Origin of the sequence: Pseudomonas sp. SJZ078 (assembly GCF_007828255.1) — a bacterium.
Classification (GTDB): Bacteria; Pseudomonadota; Gammaproteobacteria; order Pseudomonadales; family Pseudomonadaceae; genus Aquipseudomonas.
Genome location: NZ_VIUG01000002.1, coordinates 121,881 through 138,356 on the forward strand (window position 1 = coordinate 121,881; position 16,476 = coordinate 138,356).

Consider the following 16,476-nt stretch of genomic DNA (forward strand, 5'->3'; position numbering starts at 1 on the left):
GAAAAGCCTAGTATTACAAGTCCGGTTTTTTCGATCAGGACACTGTTCTGAGATAACTGTTTGCAAGTCTTCACGCACGCTTACATTTGCCTTTTCGCGATAAACGCGAGCCCTGGTGTATAACGACCCTGTTGAAGTTACGCGGGGTTGTTCTACTCGCTCGCTTTATCAATTGAGCCCGGCCTGGGCGAATATCAATAATGGATCGGACAGGAAGTTCGAACAAAATGACAAAACAAGGATGCTTATGAATCTGCAGCTGTTTTCCTCTCACTCTGAAAGGCTTCTCGCGCTCAAGAAAACCCGTGTGGACTTTGCCGTGCGGGTACTGTTGGGCCTGGCTCTGGAGGCCCGAGGAATCAATCCCCATGCCAACTACTTGACAACATTGGTCGATGTTTCGAGCGCAAAGGTCCACTCTTCCGAGACCTTGTTCGATGTCGCGCTGGGTTGCGTCGCAGAACAAGTGTTGCCTCATTACACGCAAGGACTCAGCAATGTGTTCAGCAAGCGTTATTCCTTCGCCGACGAGGACCGGACAAAGACTCTGGATCTGATCGAGTTTGAACGCATTGTCATGGAGATCGTGACCGGCCTTGCCGAAAACCCCTCAATGGATCTGTCTTGGCGCACGATCAAGCCGCTGACGATTGAAGATCTTCAGCAGGCGTTGAACAGGCATCTGCCCGGCGTGGATCTCGATGAAGTCTACGTCACCAGTTTTGTCATCCACGGCTTTGGCGAACGGGTGGTGTCGTCCTCTCAAAATCTGGCTGCATATCTACTGGGCCATTTCGAACAGGATGAAATTCCTTACCACTCGAACGGCAGTCACCAGACGATTCATGCTGTCGCCTTCAGTGGGCCCGACGAACATTTGCATCCTTGGCTGACCACCGCGCATATCAATGACTTACTGATCCGGATGGTTCCGGACTTGCTGGGCTGATCCCGGGCCGGACTCATACCCCATCCGCCAACTCACGGCCCGGGTCGCCGCCAACAGTCGTTGGGCCGCCGGGCCATTCTCATCGGCATGGAACAATGAGGTCGGGCCGACGATGGTCATGACGGCCGTTATCTGGCCGACGGCATTGAAGACCGGCGCGGAAAGGGCGTCCACGCCCGGCATCAGCAAGCCATGTACGTGGTGCAGTCCTCGACCGCGGATCTGCTCGCACAAGGAGGCATAGGTGCGGTCGTCGGCCAGCGCATGATTGCCGATGCCTGCTACTTCCTGTTCGCGCAACCCGATGGTTTCGCGTTCCGGCAGATAGGCGCTGAACACCAGTCCGGTGGAGGAACTGAGCAGCGGTAACACCGAACCCAGTTGCGTCACCACGGTCACGGCGCGCACGGCGGGTTCGATCCGTACCACGGTCGCGCCGTGATTGCCCCACACCGCCAGGAAACAGGTTTCGTTCAAGTCGTCCCGCAGCTCCGCCAGGGGCAGGGCGGCCACTTGCAGCACGTCCATGCCGTTCAGCGCCGCCAGGCCCACCCGCAAGGCTTCGCGCCCCAGGCCGTAATGGTTGGTGGCGGTGTTCTGTTCGGCGAACCCACTGGCAATCAAGGCCTGCAGGTATCGATGAACCTTGCTCGCCGGCATCTGCACGTGTTCGGCCAGGCGCGACAGCGACGTGGAGGGGGAGAGTTCGGCCAGGGCCTTGAGAATGTCGGTGCCGACTTCGGCCGAGCGGACTTTCTGTTTACCGTTATTGAGCGGGGTTTCCATGGGGGCGCTGGATCCGGGAGCGAGTGGGCGTCTTTATAGCTTGACGGTCGTCGTCGAGCAAATTACGTTATGCGTAATCGAATTACGATAAAAACAACAGGTGTTCAGGAGGCTCCATGAACCTCGATTCCACAGCGTCCGAGCTGGCGTACCAATCGGGCTTCGGCAACGAGTTTGCCAGTGAAGCGCTGCCCGGCGCGCTACCTGCCGGTCAGAACTCCCCGCAAAAGGCCCCGTATGGTCTCTACGCCGAGTTGTTTTCCGGTACGGCGTTCACCATGGCGCGCAGCGAGGCGCGGCGTACCTGGATGTATCGCATTCGGCCATCGGCCAACCATCCGGCTTTCGTCAAGCTGGAACACCAACTGGCCGGCGGGGCGCTGGGCGAGGTCACCCCCAATCGCCTGCGCTGGAACCCGTTGGACATCCCCGCCGACCCCACCGACTTCATCGACGGGCTGGTGCGCATGGCGGCCAATGCCGGCCAGGACAAGCCCGCCGGCATCAGCATCTTTCACTACCGGGCCACCCGCTCCATGGAGCGGGTGTTCTTCAATGCCGACGGCGAGTGGCTGATCGTGCCGCAGTCGGGGCGACTGCGGATCATCACCGAGCTGGGGATACTGGAGCTGGCGCCGCTGGAAATCGCCGTGCTGCCTCGCGGTCTGAAATTTCGCGTCGAGCTGCTCGATCCGCAGGCTCGCGGCTACCTCGCCGAGAACCATGGCGCGCCGTTGCGCCTGCCTGATCTCGGCCCCATCGGTAGCAACGGCCTGGCCAACCCACGGGACTTCCTGGCGCCGGTCGCGCATTACGAGAACCTCCCGCAGCCGACCACGCTGGTGCAGAAGTTCCTCGGTGAGTTGTGGGCTTGCGAACTGGATCATTCGCCGTTCGACGTCGTGGCCTGGCACGGCAACAACGTGCCGTACAAGTATGACCTGCGCCGGTTCAACACTATCGGCACGGTCAGCTTCGATCATCCGGACCCTTCGATCTTCACGGTATTGACCTCGCCCACCAGCGTCCATGGCCTGGCCAACCTCGACTTCGTGATCTTCCCGCCGCGCTGGATGGTGGCGGAAAAAACCTTCCGTCCGCCGTGGTTCCACCGCAACCTGATGAACGAATTCATGGGGCTGATCCAGGGCGCCTACGATGCCAAGGCCGAAGGTTTCCTGCCGGGGGGCGCGTCCTTGCACAGTTGCATGAGCGCCCATGGTCCGGACGGCGAAACCTGCACCAAGGCGATCAATGCCGAGCTGTCCCCGGTGAAAATCGATAACACCATGGCCTTCATGTTCGAAACCAGCCAGGTGCTGCGCCCGAGCCGTTTCGCCCTGGACTGCCCGCAACTGCAAACCGACTACGATGCCTGTTGGGCTTCGCTGCCCGTCACGTTCGACCCGACCCGGAGATAATCATGACCCAAGTTTTCCCTGCCCGTAGCTGGGTTGCCTCCGCCAACGGCCATGCCGATTTCCCGCTGCAGAACCTGCCGCTGGGGATCTTCAGCGTCGGCGGCGGTGTTCCCCGTAGCGGTGTTGCCATTGGCGATCATGTGTTCGATTTGCAGGCCGCGTTGCAGGCCGGCCTGTTCGATGGCGCGGCGCGTGAAGCCGTCGAAGCCATGAGCGGCGGCCAGTTGAACGCATTTTTCGAGCTGGGTCGCAATGCCCGGGTGGCCTTGCGCGAACGGCTGCTGACCTTGCTGAGCGAAGACAGTGCGCAACGCGAGCAGATCCTGGCCCAAGGGGCAAAGATGCTTCCTCTGGCGACGGATTGCCAGATGCACCTGCCAGCGAAAATCAACGACTACACCGACTTCTACGTCGGCATCGAACATGCGCAGAACGTCGGCAAGCTGTTTCGTCCCGATAACCCGCTGTTGCCCAACTACAAATACGTGCCCATCGGTTACCACGGTCGCGCCTCGACCATCCGCCCGTCTGGCACCGATGTGCGCCGCCCCAAGGGCCAGACCCTGCCCGCCGGCCAGGCTGAGCCGACCTTCGGCCCCTGCGCGCGGCTGGACTACGAACTGGAGCTGGGGATCTGGATCGGCAAGGGCAATGCACTGGGCGAGCCCATCGCCATCGGCGATGCCGCCGACCACATCGGCGGGTTCTGCCTGCTCAACGATTGGTCGGCGCGGGACATCCAGGCCTGGGAATACCAGCCCCTTGGGCCTTTTCTGTCGAAGAGCTTCCTGACTAGTATCTCGCCGTGGGTCGTGACGGCTGAGGCCCTGGAACCGTTCCGTCGCCCTCAACCGGCGCGGCCGGCAGGCGATCCGCAACCGCTGCCGTACCTGCTGGACAAGCGTGACCAGGACGGCGGCGCCTTTGATATCGAATTGGAGGTCCTGCTGCTGACCGAAACCATGCGTGAGCAGAACCTGCCGGCCCATCGCCTGACCTTGAGCAACACCCGCTACATGTATTGGACCGTGGCGCAAATGGTCGCACACCACAGCGTCAATGGCTGCCAGCTGCAGGCCGGCGACCTGTTCGGCTCGGGTACGTTGTCGGGGCCGGAAAACGGTCAGTTCGGCAGCTTGCTGGAGATCACCGAAGGCGGCAGGAAACCCGTCGAACTGGCGTCCGGCGAAGTGCGCAAATTCCTTGAGGATGGCGACGAAATCATCCTGCGGGCCCGTTGCAGCCGTGACGGTGTCGCATCCATCGGTTTCGGCGAATGCCGGGGCAAGATCCTGCCGGCGCGGTGAGGAGCAAGCATGGAACTCTATACCTATTACCGCTCCACCTCGTCTTATCGGGTGCGCATCGTCCTGGCACTCAAGGGGCTGGATTACCGTGCCGTGCCGGTCAACCTGATCGCACCGCTGGGGGGCGAACATCGTCAGCCGGCCTACCTCGCGATCAACCCGCAAGGGCGGGTACCGGCGCTGCGCACCGATGAGGGGGCGCTGCTGGTGCAATCGCCTGCCATCATCGAGTACCTGGAGGAGCGTTATCCACAGGTGCCGCTGCTCAGCCCGGACCTGGCGGTTCGAGCTCATGAACGTGGCGTCGCCGCCCTGATCGGTTGCGACATTCACCCCCTGCACAACGTCAGCGTGCTCAACAAACTGCGGCAGTGGGGGCATGATGAAACGCAGGTGACGGAGTGGATCGGGCACTGGATCAGCCAGGGGCTGGCGGCGGTGGAGCAGTTGATCGGCGACGAAGGCTACTGTTTCGGCCCCGCGCCAGGGTTGGCGGACGTCTACCTGATCCCGCAGTTGTATGCGGCTGAGCGTTTCAACGTGTCCTTGCAAGGGTATCCGCGGATTCGTCGTGTTGCGGCGCTGGCGGCTGCCCATGCTGCGTTCCAGAAAGCGCATCCGGCGAATCAGGTGGATACTCCTGCCAGCTGAGATTGGGGCTGGCTGATGTGACGCTATCGCGAGCAGGTTCGCTCCCACATTTTGGTTCGCGTTGCACGCGGTCCTGTGTGGGAGCGAGCCTGCTCGCGATGGCGGCCTGACAGTCAACAAGAATGCTGCCAGTCCTGCAGATCAATGCACAATCGAATTCGGCGGCAGATGTCCCAGACGTTCCGTCAGCCGGATCCGCTGGATCGGATCGTCGCTGAGCATCAGCGCATGTTCCAGGTCGAAGCGTTCGGCATTGGGACAGTCGAGCCGCTGGTACAGGCTGGCGCGGGCCAGGTAATCGGCGGCGCTGGCGTTGCCCAGTTCCAGGACCCGTTCGGCATCGATCAGTGCGTCGATGTACTCGTCGTTGGTCAGATGCAACTGCCGTAGATTGCGTGACAGGCGCTGGAGCATCTGCAGCGGCTCGGCGCTGACCAGGTGTTCAGCCTTGAGCGGCATGTTCGAGCCATATTGGCGTTGCAACAGTTCCCGGCAGTCATTGGGATACAGCCGGCGACCGCCGCATGGATCGAGCAAGTGATCGGCACCGGGCACCCGGAGCAGGAAGTGGCCGGGAAAATTGACTCCGACCATCGGTATTTCCAGGCCTCGGGCCAGTTCCAGGGCAATCAGGGCGAGGGCCAGCGGTTGGCCGCGCTTCCTGGCCAATACCTTGTCGAGCAGCGCTGCCCGTGGACGCAGGGGTGTGAAGTCGTCCTGGGCGAACCCCAGGTTATTCAGGCAGCGCAACAAGGGCTGGCCCAGCTCCGCGGCGGGCAGCAGGGGCAGGTCATGGCTGACCCGCTGTTGCAGATCCCTGAAATCCTTCAGCAAAGCTGGTACGTCGACGTTGCGGTCATGCTCGGCAGCGATCCACAACGCCGCTTCGAACAGCGCCGCAGGCGACCGGTGCAGACATTCAAAAAAGGCTTGGCGCGGTTTCATCACACTCTCCGGACATTGCCTCGTTTTAGCTCTGCCATGGGCTTTCGTCCAGTCTCAGAGAGATGTGGTAACGGTTATGCCCGAAAAGATGAGAGTCGGGGCAGCTTATTCCGGCGTGCTCCAGCAAATTTCAGCTACGCGCCTATACTGGCGAAACAAACAGAAGTGATTCGGGAGCCTGTCGATGTTTGCGCTCATGCAAAGCTCCCGCCTTGAATCGCTGCACTTGAGCGTAGACCCGACAACCGGGTTGAAGGCGGTCATTGCCATTCATAGCAGCCGCCCAGGGCCAGCCTTGGGGGGATGTCGTTATCTATCCTACCCCGACGATGAAAGTGCCGTGGTCGATGCCGTGCGCCTGGCTCAGGGCATGAGCTACAAAGCCGCCTTGGCCGGCCTGCCGGTGGGCGGTGGGGTGGCGGTGATCATGCGGCCGGCCCATGTCGAAAGCCGAGCCGCGTTGTTCGAAGCCTTTGGCCGCTGTATCGAGCAACTGGACGGCCGGTACATCACCGCCATCGACAGCGGAACCTCGGTGGCCGACATGGATTGCATCGCCCAACAGACCCGTCATGTCACCAGCACCACCGCCTCGGGCGACCCGGCACCCCACGCGGCGATGGGCGTGTTTGCCGGTATTCGTGCCACGGCCATGGCCCGGCTGGGCAGCGATAATCTTGAAAGCCTGCGCGTGGCGATCCAGGGCCTGGGCAATGTCGGGTACGCCCTGGCCGAGCAGTTGCATGCGGCCGGTGCCGAACTTCTGGTCAGCGACATCGACCCCGGCAAGGTGCAACTGGCAATGGAGCAACTGGGCGCCCACCCGATTGCCAACGATGCGTTGCTCAGCACCCCTTGCGATATTCTCGCTCCCTGCGGCCTGGGCGGTGTGCTCAACAGCCACAGCGTGGCGCAGTTGCGTTGCTCGGCCGTGGCCGGCTCGGCCCATAACCAGCTGAGTAACCTGCAAGTGGCCGATCAATTGGAAAGGCGCGGGATTCTCTACGCGCCGGATTATGTGATCAACTCCGGCGGCCTGATCTACGTCGCCCTCAAGCATCGCGGCGAAGAACTGCCGACCATCACGGCCCATCTGTCGAAAATCGCTGCCCGGCTGACGGAAGTCTTCGCCCATGCCCAGGCGGAGAAACGCTCCCCGGCCCGGGTGGCGGATGAATTGGCGGAGCGCTTGCTGTATCGATAAAAACGGCTCGCAGCGGACCTTGAGCCGTCACGATCACTTGCCTGCGGCGATGATGGCGGTTTCGCTTTGCCGGGTATGAGTCAGCACGAAATGCGCCACAAGGCCGAAGATCAGGCCCCAGAATGCCGCGGCCAGCCCCAGGAAACTCATGCCCGATGCGGTCACCAGGAAAGTCATCAGGGCTGCTTCCCGCTGCTTTTCGTCCGCCATGGCGCCGGTCAGCCCGGCGCTGATTGCGCCGAACAGGGCAAGACCGGCGAGCGAGGCGATCAATTCTTTCGGCAGGGCGGAAAACACCGAGGCCAGCGTCGCGCCGAAGATGCCCATCAGAATGTAGAACAGCCCGCAGGCGATACCGGCGATGTAGCGTTTGTCACGGTCCTCATGGGCTTCGCGACCGGTGCAGATCGCTGCGGTAATGGCCGCCAGGTTCAGACCGTGGGAGCCGAAGGGCGCCATCAGGGCCGCGCCAATCGCGGTGACCGAAATGATGGAGCGCGCCGGTGTGTTGTAGCCCGCGGTCCGTAACACCGCCATACCCGGTACGTACTGGCCGGTCAACGTCACCAGCGCCAATGGCAGGCCAATATTGAAGATTGCATGCCAGCTCCATTCAGGGACGATAAAGACCGGATGAGCCACTGCAATGGTGATTGAGCCGCTGTTGAGCTCCCCGGATGCGGCGGCCATCGCGCAACCGACCACCAACACCGACAGAATCGCGTAGCGTGGCGAAAAGCGCTTGCAGATCAGGTACACCGCGATCATCGACAACACCAACGACGGCTGCAGCTTGATCGAAGTGAACAGCTCTGCGCCGAAGCGGAACAGGATGCCGGCGAGCATGGCGGCGGCGATGGCTTTGGGCAGGCGGCTCATCAGTTTGTCGAACGCGCCGGACAGACCCACCACGGCAATGATCAACGACGCCACCACGTAGGCGCCGATGGCCTGGGGCAGGGTGACGGTCGGCAGCATCGACACCAATAACGCCGCGCCCGGAGTCGACCAGGCGGTGATCACCGGAATACGCAGGCGCCAGCTCAGGAAGAGGCCGGTGATCCCGCTGCCGATGGAAATGGCCCAGATCCATGAGGACACTACGTCGTCGGCCAGATGTGCCTCCTTGGCTGCCTGGAACACGATGATGAGGGGACCTGCATAGGAAATGATCACGGCGATAAAGCCGGCGATGATCGCTGACAGGGATAGATCCTTTCTGATTGTGGCCATGGTGTCTCGACTTGGCGCAGGAACGCGCAGTGATCGGGGAGAGATTGAGTCGATTGATTCGATTCTTGGTGAGTGTATTTCAACGAATTGAATTGATTCAATGGTTCGTCCGTAGGTTTCGCGATGTTTAGCATCAGTTTCTGTTTAAATAATTGAATCCATTGAAAATTTATTTTTAATGAATCGCTATATAAGCGTCGCTTGATCATTGGGTATCGAATCAATCGACTCAATTATTCGAATGTTTCCGTTTCAAGTGGCTTCGCTTCGATGTGATATGCTCGAAAATTCATCATTTCTACGATGGCAGCGATCATTCATGTGGGTCCCCCAGCTAAGCGAGTCCAACCAGCCGATGTACCTGTCGATTGCCGATGCCTTGGCGCGCGACATCGGTAACGGGGTGCTGAATGAGGGTGATCGCTTGCCGACCCTGCGGGAATTGGCCAATGCCTTGGATGTCACGCCGGGCACCATCAGTCGGGCCTATGGCGAAGCCCATCGACGTCGGCTGGTGCGAGGGGAGGTGGGGCGCGGCACCTATGTGCTCAGCCAGCAGCCATCGGACCTGCCGGCAACCCAGGGCACCGCATCGTTGAATCTTGGGCAACCCGAGCTGCTCGATCTCTCGATCATCAAGCCTTCCAGCGAAACCCTGGAGTACTGGCTGCGTGGTGCGCTGGTAGGTATGGCGAAAAGTGTCGACTTTGCCGGCGCCCTGGATTATGCCCCGGACGGCGGTCACCCGGCCCATCGTGAGGCAGGCGCGCAGTGGTTGCGCCATTCATTGCCCGATGCGCAATGGCAACAAGTGGTGATCACCGCCGGGGCCCAGCATGGCCTGATGGTCGCGATGAGCGCCCTGACCAATGCCGGTGACCTGGTGCTTTGCGAAGCACTTTGCTACCCGGGCATCATTTCCCTGGCCCATGGTCTTGAACGTCGCCTGCGCGGTGTGCCGATGGACGACGAAGGCATCATCCCCGAGGCGTTGCGCGAACTGTGCCTGCGCGAGAAACCGGCGATGCTGGTATGCGTGGCGACGTGCCAGAATCCGACGACGGCGATCATGTCGCAAAAGCGTCGGGCTCAGATTGCGGCGCTGGCCGACGAGTTCGATTTCATCATCCTGGACGATGATATCTATGGCTTTCTTGCCACCGATCCGTCGACCAAGCCGCTGTCGGCCTTCGCGCCGGAGCGGTCGGTGTACCTGACCAGCCTGTCGAAGTCGGTCATGCCGGCGCTTCGGGTCGGTTATCTCTACAGTCCGCCGAAACTGCTGTCACGGCTGACCTCGATGGTGCGCAGCAGTGTCTGGATGCCGTCACCGTTGACCGCGCAACTGGCGAGCAATTTGATCGCCGAAGGCCTGGACAGGAAACTGGTCCGCATCCAGCGCAACGAAGCCGCCACACGACAGGCGATTGCCCGGGAAATCTTTGCCAGCTTCGAACTCAAGACCCAGCCCTGTGCGTACCATGTCTGGTTGACGCTGCCTGAGCCCTGGAGTGGCGACGAGTTCGCCATGCTTGCGCGGGCCAACGGCGTACTGGTGCTCAGTGGCTCGCAGTTCCAGGCTGAGCGTTCCGGGACCAGCCGAAGCGTAAGGGTGGTGCTGATGTCCCCTACCAGCCAGGACGAGCTGCGTTTTGCCCTGACCAAGTTGGCCAGCCTGATCGATTCCGACCCGCGTCGTTACTATTGAGTGCCACAGTAAGCTCACTCGCTTCCTTCGGAACCTAGAAGTTCCCCGAGGGCGGCCGCGTTGCTTTTGAAGGCTGCTGCAAACGCCGCCCGGTTTTTTGCCATGAAGATGCTCGCATCCTCGGCCTGTTTCTCGTTCAGGCCTTGCACATTCTTCATCAGAACAGTGGTCAGCACCTCTGCCAATTCAAGCATCTGGTCATGGGCATCAGCGAGCTTACGGTCCAAAAACGTAGTCTCCAAATCACGTGTACTGCGGTACAGAATCTCAACAGCCATGGCTGGCCTCTCGTTTGTTTGCATGTCTGCCGCAAGCATGGGAAGCCAGGCTGCGGAATCAATAAAATCCAAGCATCACGTTGCGGGTGCGACGGTTGCTTCCGTCTCGTGCCCCTTGAAACCGATTTTTTGTGAGCACTGTATTTATATACAGGTTGCGAGGATAAGCGAATCCTTTCCCTTTGGGTAGTGGCTTTTTAATGTAGACCGGTTTCTACGTTTGTCGTGGGGTGGACGTGTCGGTTGCCAGCTTGTTGCCATCTCATTCATCGCCGCTGGCCTTTTTTCTGCATACAGAACAACCGTCACGTCCAACCCGCATCATCGGTCGAGTCGACCTAAGGAAACCGCATCGTGAAAATCAACTGGGCCGAGAACCTGCGCCAGAACGTCCATCAGTTGGCCGAATCCCTGGGCAACCTGTTCGTCGAGACGTTCCACTACCTGGCGCTGTTCGCCATCGGGGCGGTGACCGCATGGGCGGCGGTCATGGAGTTTTTGCAGATGATCGAGGCAGGGCATATCAAGATCGACGATATCCTGCTGCTGTTCATCTATCTGGAATTGGGCGCGATGGTCGGGATCTACTTCAAGACCAACCACATGCCGGTACGGTTTCTGATCTACGTGGCCATCACCGCATTGACCCGCCTGCTGATCTCCAACGTGTCCCACCATAGCCCGCCGGACCTGGGGATCATCTACCTGTGCGGCGGGATCCTGCTGTTGGCGTTCTCGATCCTGGTGGTGCGCTATGCGTCGTCGCAGTTCCCGTCGGTGAAGATCGAGCACCCGCACCGTAAGGTCGGCGCGGGTTCCAGCGAGCATGCAGAAATAGAGAAAGGAGAAATCTAGAGACTGGCGGAGGCCGCTCCCTGAGCGCGCGGTGGTGGCAGCTTGACGTTGTCGCCGCCGGTCATGGCTTCGAGGATCGCCACGGCGCTGTGGCCCTGCTCGATGGCGATGCCGAACTGAATGCTTTGCACCAGGCGCTTGAGCCGTTCGGGGTCGTTGCGCTGCTGGGCACTGATCATGCGCTTGGCGACGATCCGCCCGGCCCTGGACAGGGTCAGCATGATGCTGCCGTCGAGGCCCTGGATGCTCAGGTTGATTTGATATTGCGGCGCAAAAGCGTCGGTAATGATCTGAAAAGGGTTGTCCATGATGCGTCACCGCCTGATTGAACGTGCAGTTGTTGACCGGCCGTGATCGGGATAAGTTCGCAATACCGGACCACCGGCCATTCCATGATCGTTTTCCATCGCTGGGTACACGCAAACATCAGCTGATGCCGCCTGCGACCGCTGCGACAAGACGATAGCAAGGGACATGCCGGAAAAACTGTCGGTCAGTGTTCGCGGCAAGATAGCCCGCGACGCTCTGGAACGGGATTCCAGTGGTTGCCCGTTTCGGGGCGGGATGTTCGTTGACGGTGCGGTGCGGTGCGCAAATTGCGAAAGATGGCGGGGCGAGGAAACTCCCGACATTAACAGCGCTTTTGCCCGTTGTCCGGCTTTATTTGCAAATCAATATTTATCTTTTTCGGGGGCTTGAATTGTTCCTCGGGCAGCCCGACTCTGTACTCAAGGGGCCGTTACGCCAACGTCGACAGGCCCCTGGCGAGCTAGCCGAAATAAGGGATGAACTATGCAAATCCAAGTCAACAGCGATAACCATATTCAAAGCAGCATCCGACTGGAGGAGTGGGTACGTACTACCATCGAAAGCACGCTCGAACGTTATGAGGAGGACCTGACACGGGTCGAGGTCCATCTGGGGGATGAGAACGGCGCCAAGCCTGGCCCCCACGATCTGCGTTGCCAGATCGAAGCCCGGCCAAAGGGTCATCAGCCGATTTCCGTGACACACAAGGCCGGTTCGCTGGAGGCCGCTATCGAGGGGGCGGCAACGAAGCTGGAGAACGCCCTGGAACATCTGTTCGGCAAGCTGCGTGGTAAACGCGCCGCTGTGGTCCAGAGCGAGTCCGTGGCCCTGGCTGATGCGATGCTGGAGGAAGAATTCCTGGAGAACGAGCGGGCCGCGCGTCACGGCTGAAGCCTCGTTTTATCTTTAATCCCAACTGAAAACGGGCCTGCATTGCAGGCCCGTTTTCGTTGGCAAGCATCATCAGCGCAAGAAGGCCTGCCGATACTCCCCAGGCGTCGCCCCCAATGCCTGGCGAAAGCGATGGGTGAAGTGACTGGCGCTGGCGAATCCGCAAGCCAGTGCCACGTCGCCCAGCGGTTGTGAGGTGTTGCGCAGCAGGTGTCGCGCCTGTGCCAGGCGTCTTGCCAACACATATTGGTGAGGTGGCAGCCCGAAGCTTTCGCGGAACATCCGGGCAAAGTGGTATTCGGACAACGCACACAGCGCCGCCAGTTGCCCGAGGCTGATGGCCTCGGCCAGATGGCTGTCGATGTAGTCCACCAGTAACCGGCGCTGGTGCGCGGCCAGCCCGCCCTTGAGGCGCAGTCCCTGGCGTTGGCCGACCTGGCTGAGCAGCAGATGATTGAGCAAGTCGTGGGCCAGGCTGGTCGTCAGCAGGCGTTCGCCGGGTTCATTCCAATTCAGGGCGATCAACTGGCGAAAGCGTTGCGCCTGTTGCTCATCGTCGAGGAAGGTCGCCTCGCGCAGTTGCACTTGCCGGGGTTCGCGATCCAGCAGCGTGACGCAACCGAGGGCGAACTGTTCGGCACTGAAGTACAGATGGGCGAGGCGAATGTCGCCGTTGATGACCCAGGCCGATTCATGGTCCGCCGGCAGGACGCAGAGTTTGTCAGGGGCCCCGAGCGTGTCGGGCCGTTCGCGACGAAAGGTACCGGTGCCGCCGGCGATGTAGCAGGACAGCGTGTGGTGGGTCGGCGCCTCGTAGTCCCGGGCGTCGTGATGATTGGTCCACAAGGCGGCCGCCATGCCGTCACCGAGCTCGGCACTGTGCTCCAGGCGGGCATTGGGCGAACTGTTGAGGGCTTGGAAGACTTGCAGGGTTTGCAGTGTGGGCATGATCGGTTATCTCCAACGCCTTGCATCCTACTCCGTTGGAAGCCCCGTGCCAGCCTCACGCCGACAAAACCGCAAGTTTACGCAAGTGCTCCGTGGGCGACGGCGTGACACTGAACGCCATTGTCAGGAGCCGTCACCATGAACCTCTCGCTTTACCTGCTTACCGTGCTCATCTGGGGCACCACCTGGATTGCGCTGAAGCTGCAACTGGGCGTCGTCGCCATCCCGGTATCGATTGTCTATCGCTTCGGTCTCGCGGCCCTGATCCTGTTCGCAATGCTCCTGCTCAGCCGGCGCCTGCAGGTGATGAACCGCCGTGGTCATTTGATCTGCCTGGCCCAGGGGCTGTGCCTGTTCTGCATCAATTTCATGTGTTTCCTCACGGCCAGCCAGTGGATTCCCAGTGGCCTGGTGGCGGTGGTGTTTTCCACGGCGACGCTGTGGAATGCCCTCAATGCCCGGGTGTTCTTCGGCCAACGGATCGCCCGTAATGTACTGTTGGGCGGTGCGTTGGGGTTACTGGGGCTGGGGCTGTTGTTCTGGCCGGAACTGGCCGGCCATCAAGCGAGCCCGCAGACGCTGCTCGGATTGGCGTTGGCATTGCTGGGAACCTTGTGTTTTTCGGCGGGCAACATGCTCTCGAGCCTGCAACAAAAAGCCGGGCTCAAGCCGTTGACCACCAATGCCTGGGGCATGGCCTACGGTGCGATGATGTTGGCGGGTTGGTGCCTGTTCAACGGCATTGCTTTCGACATGGAATGGAACCTGCGCTACATCGGTTCGTTGCTGTACCTGGTGATCCCGGGTTCGGTGATCGGCTTCACCGCTTACCTGACGCTGGTAGGGCGCATGGGGCCGGAGCGAGCTGCATATTGCACGGTGCTGTTCCCGGTGGTGGCGTTGAATGTCTCGGCGTTTGTCGAAGGCTACCAGTGGACGATGCCGGCGTTGGCCGGGCTGGTATTGGTGATGCTGGGGAACGTGCTGGTATTTCGCAAGCCTCGTTCAGCGGCGACCGGTGTCGCACTGGGCGCCCGCTGAATGGGCTGTGAGGGGGGTTACTTCCAGACCTGCGGATTGACCAGGTTCTGTGGTCGTTCACCCAGCAACGCACTGCGCAAGTTATCCACCGCGAGATTGGCCATGGCTTCACGGGTTTCGTGGGTCGCCGAGCCGATGTGCGGCAGGGTGACGGCGTTCTTCAGCTGGAACAGCGGCGAATCGGCCAACGGTTCCTTCTCGTAGACGTCCAGGCCTGCGCCGCGGATGCGGTTGTTCTGCAAGGCCTCGATCAGCGCCGGCTCATCCACTACCGGGCCGCGGGAAATGTTGATCAGGATGGCGCTGGGCTTCATCAGCGACAGCTCCCGTTGCCCGATCAGGTGGCGGGTCTTCTCGCTCAGGGGCACGACGAGGCAGACGAAGTCCGCCTCGGCCAGCAATTGGTCCAACTCGCGAAACTGCGCGCCCAGCTGGTTTTCCAGTTCGGTCTTGCGGCTGTTGCCGCTGTACAGGATCGGCATGTTGAACCCCAACCGGCCACGCCGGGCGACGGCTGCGCCGATGTTGCCCATGCCGACGATGCCCAGGGTCTTGCCGTGCACGTCGCTGCCGAACAGTTGCGGCCCCACCGTCGCCTGCCATTGTCCGGCTTTGGTCCAGGCGTCCAGTTCGGCGACGCGACGGGCGCTGCTCATCAGCAGGGCGAAGGCCAGGTCGGCGGTGCTTTCGGTCAGCACATCGGGAGTGTTGGTGAGCATGATCCCGCGTTCGTTGAAGTAGGCCAGGTCGTAGTTGTCGTAACCCACCGAAACACTGGCGACCACCTGCAGGTTCGCGGCATCTTGCAGTTGCTCGCGACCGAGTTTACGACCGACACCGATCAGGCCGTGGGCGTGGGGCAAAGCTTCGTTGAACTGTGCATTGATGTCGCCCTTCGATGGGTTCGGCACGATCACGTCGAAATCCTGTTGCAGGCGCTCGACCATCTGGGGTGTGACACGGCTGAAGGCAAGTACGGTTTTTTTCATCGCGCAAGGCTCGTCTTGGAGGCAATACCAAGCACGCTAACATTCTCGGCGAGGGTTAGGCGAGGGGGGAGTGCAGGTTAAGCGCTGGAATGACCTGTGGGAGCGAGCCTGCTCGCGATGGCGGCGGTTCAGTCAGCGTTGATGTTGTCTGACATAGCGCTATCGCGAGCAGGCTCGCTCCCACAAGGGGTCTTTATGTCGTCTCTAAGCCGCCCGTAGCGAAATAAACGCGTAATCGGGGGTCGCCTCTGTGACCACTCGCGCGCCGCCGGCCATGACCTCGCGGGCGACGTCATCCCCGGACAGATGGAATTGCCATTCACCGGTTTCCTGCGCCGTGGGCCGCAAGCGCACCTGATCGATGGCGGCCGCGAACGCTGCCATCTCCGGCAGATAGGCGGTAAACCCGTCGCCTTTCAGCGCGGTGGTACGGATCCCAAGGGCCGCACAGATGCGGTCCTTGATCGCGATTTCTTCACGATCAGCCTGGCGGGAACGTTCGATCAGCCCGGCCAGTTCTTCATCGACCAGTGTCCCGCCGACGATCAGTTGCGGTCCGGTTTCCCAGGATTCCGGCGGGCAGTCCTTGGCGGCAGGAGTGAGCGGGATGTGCGGGTTGATTTCCATCGGATAGATGCGGCACACCAGCGGGCGACGTTCGTAGATGCGGCAGAGGTTTTCTTCGTCGAGATTATGGCAACGGCCGGCGTTATAAGCGGCGAAGGTGATCGCCACGAAGGCATCGCTGCCGCCGCTCCGAACCCTGACGGAACGGCGTTCGGCATGCTCGCGTTGCGCCATCGGCAGGCCGAGGCCATTGGGTAGGAAGCCTTCCACCAGGACAATGACCTGGCCGCCATCGCTCGCCCACATCCGGGCTTCGTCGAGGGTCAGGGGAACGTGGTGATCGGAGCAGCATTTGCCGCAGCCTACGCAGGAAAACCTTGTATTCATTGAGCGA

At 60.8% G+C, this 16,476-nt stretch carries 17 protein-coding genes; 9 read left to right on the plus strand and 8 right to left on the minus strand.

The window, feature by feature from the left end; all coding sequences use genetic code 11:
• Positions 1-247: 247 nt before the first annotated feature.
• On the plus strand, positions 248-949 hold the full coding sequence (locus FBY02_RS02435) for a hypothetical protein (protein WP_144922939.1): 702 nt from the start codon (positions 248-250) through the stop codon (positions 947-949).
• Here FBY02_RS02435 and FBY02_RS02440 read toward each other — a convergent pair.
• A complete protein-coding gene (locus FBY02_RS02440) occupies positions 914-1,735 on the minus strand; it encodes an IclR family transcriptional regulator (RefSeq protein ID WP_144922942.1) in 822 nt (273 codons plus the stop codon). The genes FBY02_RS02435 and FBY02_RS02440 overlap by 36 nt on opposite strands.
• A 116-nt stretch (positions 1,736-1,851) precedes the next feature.
• Here FBY02_RS02440 and hmgA point away from each other — a divergent pair, with 116 nt between their 5' ends.
• The 3 genes from hmgA to maiA are packed head-to-tail and all read left to right on the plus strand — an operon-like array spanning position 1,852 to position 5,114.
• On the plus strand, positions 1,852-3,156 hold the full coding sequence (hmgA, locus tag FBY02_RS02445) for a homogentisate 1,2-dioxygenase (RefSeq protein WP_144922945.1): 1,305 nt from the start codon (positions 1,852-1,854) through the stop codon (positions 3,154-3,156).
• Between the two features lie 2 nt (positions 3,157-3,158).
• Complete coding sequence (fahA, locus tag FBY02_RS02450; protein WP_144922948.1) at positions 3,159-4,463, plus strand: fumarylacetoacetase; 1,305 nt, start codon at positions 3,159-3,161, stop codon at positions 4,461-4,463.
• A 9-nt stretch (positions 4,464-4,472) separates the two neighbouring features.
• Entirely contained in the window at positions 4,473-5,114 is a 642-nt protein-coding gene (maiA, locus tag FBY02_RS02455) for a maleylacetoacetate isomerase (RefSeq protein ID WP_144922951.1), read from the plus strand.
• Between the two features lie 141 nt (positions 5,115-5,255).
• Here maiA and FBY02_RS02460 read toward each other — a convergent pair whose 3' ends face one another.
• Positions 5,256-6,059: a SirB1 family protein gene (locus tag FBY02_RS02460; RefSeq protein ID WP_144922954.1), complete on the minus strand. Its 804-nt coding sequence runs from the start codon at positions 6,057-6,059 to the stop codon at positions 5,256-5,258.
• A 184-nt stretch (positions 6,060-6,243) separates the two neighbouring features.
• Between FBY02_RS02460 and FBY02_RS02465 the strand changes: the two genes are divergently transcribed.
• On the plus strand, positions 6,244-7,263 hold the full coding sequence (locus FBY02_RS02465; RefSeq protein ID WP_041022375.1) for a Glu/Leu/Phe/Val dehydrogenase dimerization domain-containing protein: 1,020 nt from the start codon (positions 6,244-6,246) through the stop codon (positions 7,261-7,263).
• A 33-nt stretch (positions 7,264-7,296) separates the two neighbouring features.
• On the opposite strand, the gene FBY02_RS02470 is transcribed toward FBY02_RS02465, so the two are convergent.
• Positions 7,297-8,496, minus strand: a complete 1,200-nt coding sequence (locus FBY02_RS02470) for a benzoate/H(+) symporter BenE family transporter (RefSeq protein WP_144922957.1) — start codon at positions 8,494-8,496, stop codon at positions 7,297-7,299.
• A 319-nt stretch (positions 8,497-8,815) separates the two neighbouring features.
• Between FBY02_RS02470 and FBY02_RS02475 the strand changes: the two genes are divergently transcribed.
• Positions 8,816-10,204 (plus strand): PLP-dependent aminotransferase family protein, encoded by a 1,389-nt coding sequence (locus FBY02_RS02475; RefSeq protein WP_144922960.1) that lies wholly within the window; start codon positions 8,816-8,818, stop codon positions 10,202-10,204.
• 14 nt (positions 10,205-10,218) lie between these two features.
• Here the strand turns inward: FBY02_RS02475 and FBY02_RS02480 are convergent, their stop codons facing one another.
• Complete coding sequence (locus FBY02_RS02480) at positions 10,219-10,482, minus strand: YebG family protein (protein WP_144922963.1); 264 nt, start codon at positions 10,480-10,482, stop codon at positions 10,219-10,221.
• Between the two features lie 354 nt (positions 10,483-10,836).
• On the opposite strand from FBY02_RS02480, the gene FBY02_RS02485 reads away from it, so the two are divergent.
• Positions 10,837-11,337, plus strand: coding sequence for a phosphate-starvation-inducible protein PsiE (locus FBY02_RS02485; RefSeq protein ID WP_041022371.1), 501 nt, complete (start codon positions 10,837-10,839; stop codon positions 11,335-11,337).
• Here the strand turns inward: FBY02_RS02485 and FBY02_RS02490 are convergent.
• A complete protein-coding gene (locus tag FBY02_RS02490; protein WP_144922966.1) occupies positions 11,334-11,645 on the minus strand; it encodes a DUF3509 domain-containing protein in 312 nt (103 codons plus the stop codon). The two genes, FBY02_RS02485 and FBY02_RS02490, sit on opposite strands and share 4 nt — an antisense overlap.
• Before the next feature lie 484 nt (positions 11,646-12,129).
• Between FBY02_RS02490 and FBY02_RS02495 the strand changes: the two genes are divergently transcribed.
• Complete coding sequence (locus tag FBY02_RS02495) at positions 12,130-12,537, plus strand: HPF/RaiA family ribosome-associated protein (RefSeq protein WP_144922967.1); 408 nt, start codon at positions 12,130-12,132, stop codon at positions 12,535-12,537.
• A gap of 72 nt (positions 12,538-12,609) precedes the next feature.
• Here FBY02_RS02495 and FBY02_RS02500 read toward each other — a convergent pair whose 3' ends face one another.
• Entirely contained in the window at positions 12,610-13,485 is an 876-nt protein-coding gene (locus tag FBY02_RS02500) for a helix-turn-helix domain-containing protein (RefSeq protein ID WP_144922970.1), read from the minus strand.
• Positions 13,486-13,623: 138 nt separating this feature from the next.
• Here FBY02_RS02500 and FBY02_RS02505 point away from each other — a divergent pair, with 138 nt between their 5' ends.
• On the plus strand, positions 13,624-14,526 hold the full coding sequence (locus FBY02_RS02505) for a DMT family transporter (RefSeq protein ID WP_144922973.1): 903 nt from the start codon (positions 13,624-13,626) through the stop codon (positions 14,524-14,526).
• Positions 14,527-14,543: 17 nt separating this feature from the next.
• Here the strand turns inward: FBY02_RS02505 and FBY02_RS02510 are convergent, their stop codons facing one another.
• On the minus strand, positions 14,544-15,515 hold the full coding sequence (locus tag FBY02_RS02510) for a D-glycerate dehydrogenase (protein ID WP_144922977.1): 972 nt from the start codon (positions 15,513-15,515) through the stop codon (positions 14,544-14,546).
• Positions 15,516-15,719: 204 nt separating this feature from the next.
• Positions 15,720-16,469, minus strand: a complete 750-nt coding sequence (locus tag FBY02_RS02515; RefSeq protein WP_144922980.1) for a YkgJ family cysteine cluster protein — start codon at positions 16,467-16,469, stop codon at positions 15,720-15,722.
• Positions 16,470-16,476 lie beyond the last annotated feature (7 nt).

Coding starts and splice junctions, on each gene's coding strand:
- hmgA (WP_144922945.1), top strand. CDS start 1,852: ATGAACCTCGATTCCACAGCGTCCGAGCTGGCGTACCAATCGGGCTTC.
- FBY02_RS02480 (WP_144922963.1), bottom strand. CDS start 10,482: ATGGCTGTTGAGATTCTGTACCGCAGTACACGTGATTTGGAGACTACG.
- FBY02_RS02465 (WP_041022375.1), top strand. CDS start 6,244: ATGTTTGCGCTCATGCAAAGCTCCCGCCTTGAATCGCTGCACTTGAGC.
- FBY02_RS02470 (WP_144922957.1), bottom strand. CDS start 8,496: ATGGCCACAATCAGAAAGGATCTATCCCTGTCAGCGATCATCGCCGGC.
- FBY02_RS02510 (WP_144922977.1), bottom strand. CDS start 15,515: ATGAAAAAAACCGTACTTGCCTTCAGCCGTGTCACACCCCAGATGGTC.
- FBY02_RS02475 (WP_144922960.1), top strand. CDS start 8,816: ATGTGGGTCCCCCAGCTAAGCGAGTCCAACCAGCCGATGTACCTGTCG.
- FBY02_RS02460 (WP_144922954.1), bottom strand. CDS start 6,059: ATGAAACCGCGCCAAGCCTTTTTTGAATGTCTGCACCGGTCGCCTGCG.
- FBY02_RS02505 (WP_144922973.1), top strand. CDS start 13,624: ATGAACCTCTCGCTTTACCTGCTTACCGTGCTCATCTGGGGCACCACC.
- FBY02_RS02435 (WP_144922939.1), top strand. CDS start 248: ATGAATCTGCAGCTGTTTTCCTCTCACTCTGAAAGGCTTCTCGCGCTC.
- FBY02_RS02490 (WP_144922966.1), bottom strand. CDS start 11,645: ATGGACAACCCTTTTCAGATCATTACCGACGCTTTTGCGCCGCAATAT.
- FBY02_RS02440 (WP_144922942.1), bottom strand. CDS start 1,735: ATGGAAACCCCGCTCAATAACGGTAAACAGAAAGTCCGCTCGGCCGAA.
- FBY02_RS02515 (WP_144922980.1), bottom strand. CDS start 16,469: ATGAATACAAGGTTTTCCTGCGTAGGCTGCGGCAAATGCTGCTCCGAT.
- FBY02_RS02495 (WP_144922967.1), top strand. CDS start 12,130: ATGCAAATCCAAGTCAACAGCGATAACCATATTCAAAGCAGCATCCGA.
- FBY02_RS02500 (WP_144922970.1), bottom strand. CDS start 13,485: ATGCCCACACTGCAAACCCTGCAAGTCTTCCAAGCCCTCAACAGTTCG.
- maiA (WP_144922951.1), top strand. CDS start 4,473: ATGGAACTCTATACCTATTACCGCTCCACCTCGTCTTATCGGGTGCGC.
- fahA (WP_144922948.1), top strand. CDS start 3,159: ATGACCCAAGTTTTCCCTGCCCGTAGCTGGGTTGCCTCCGCCAACGGC.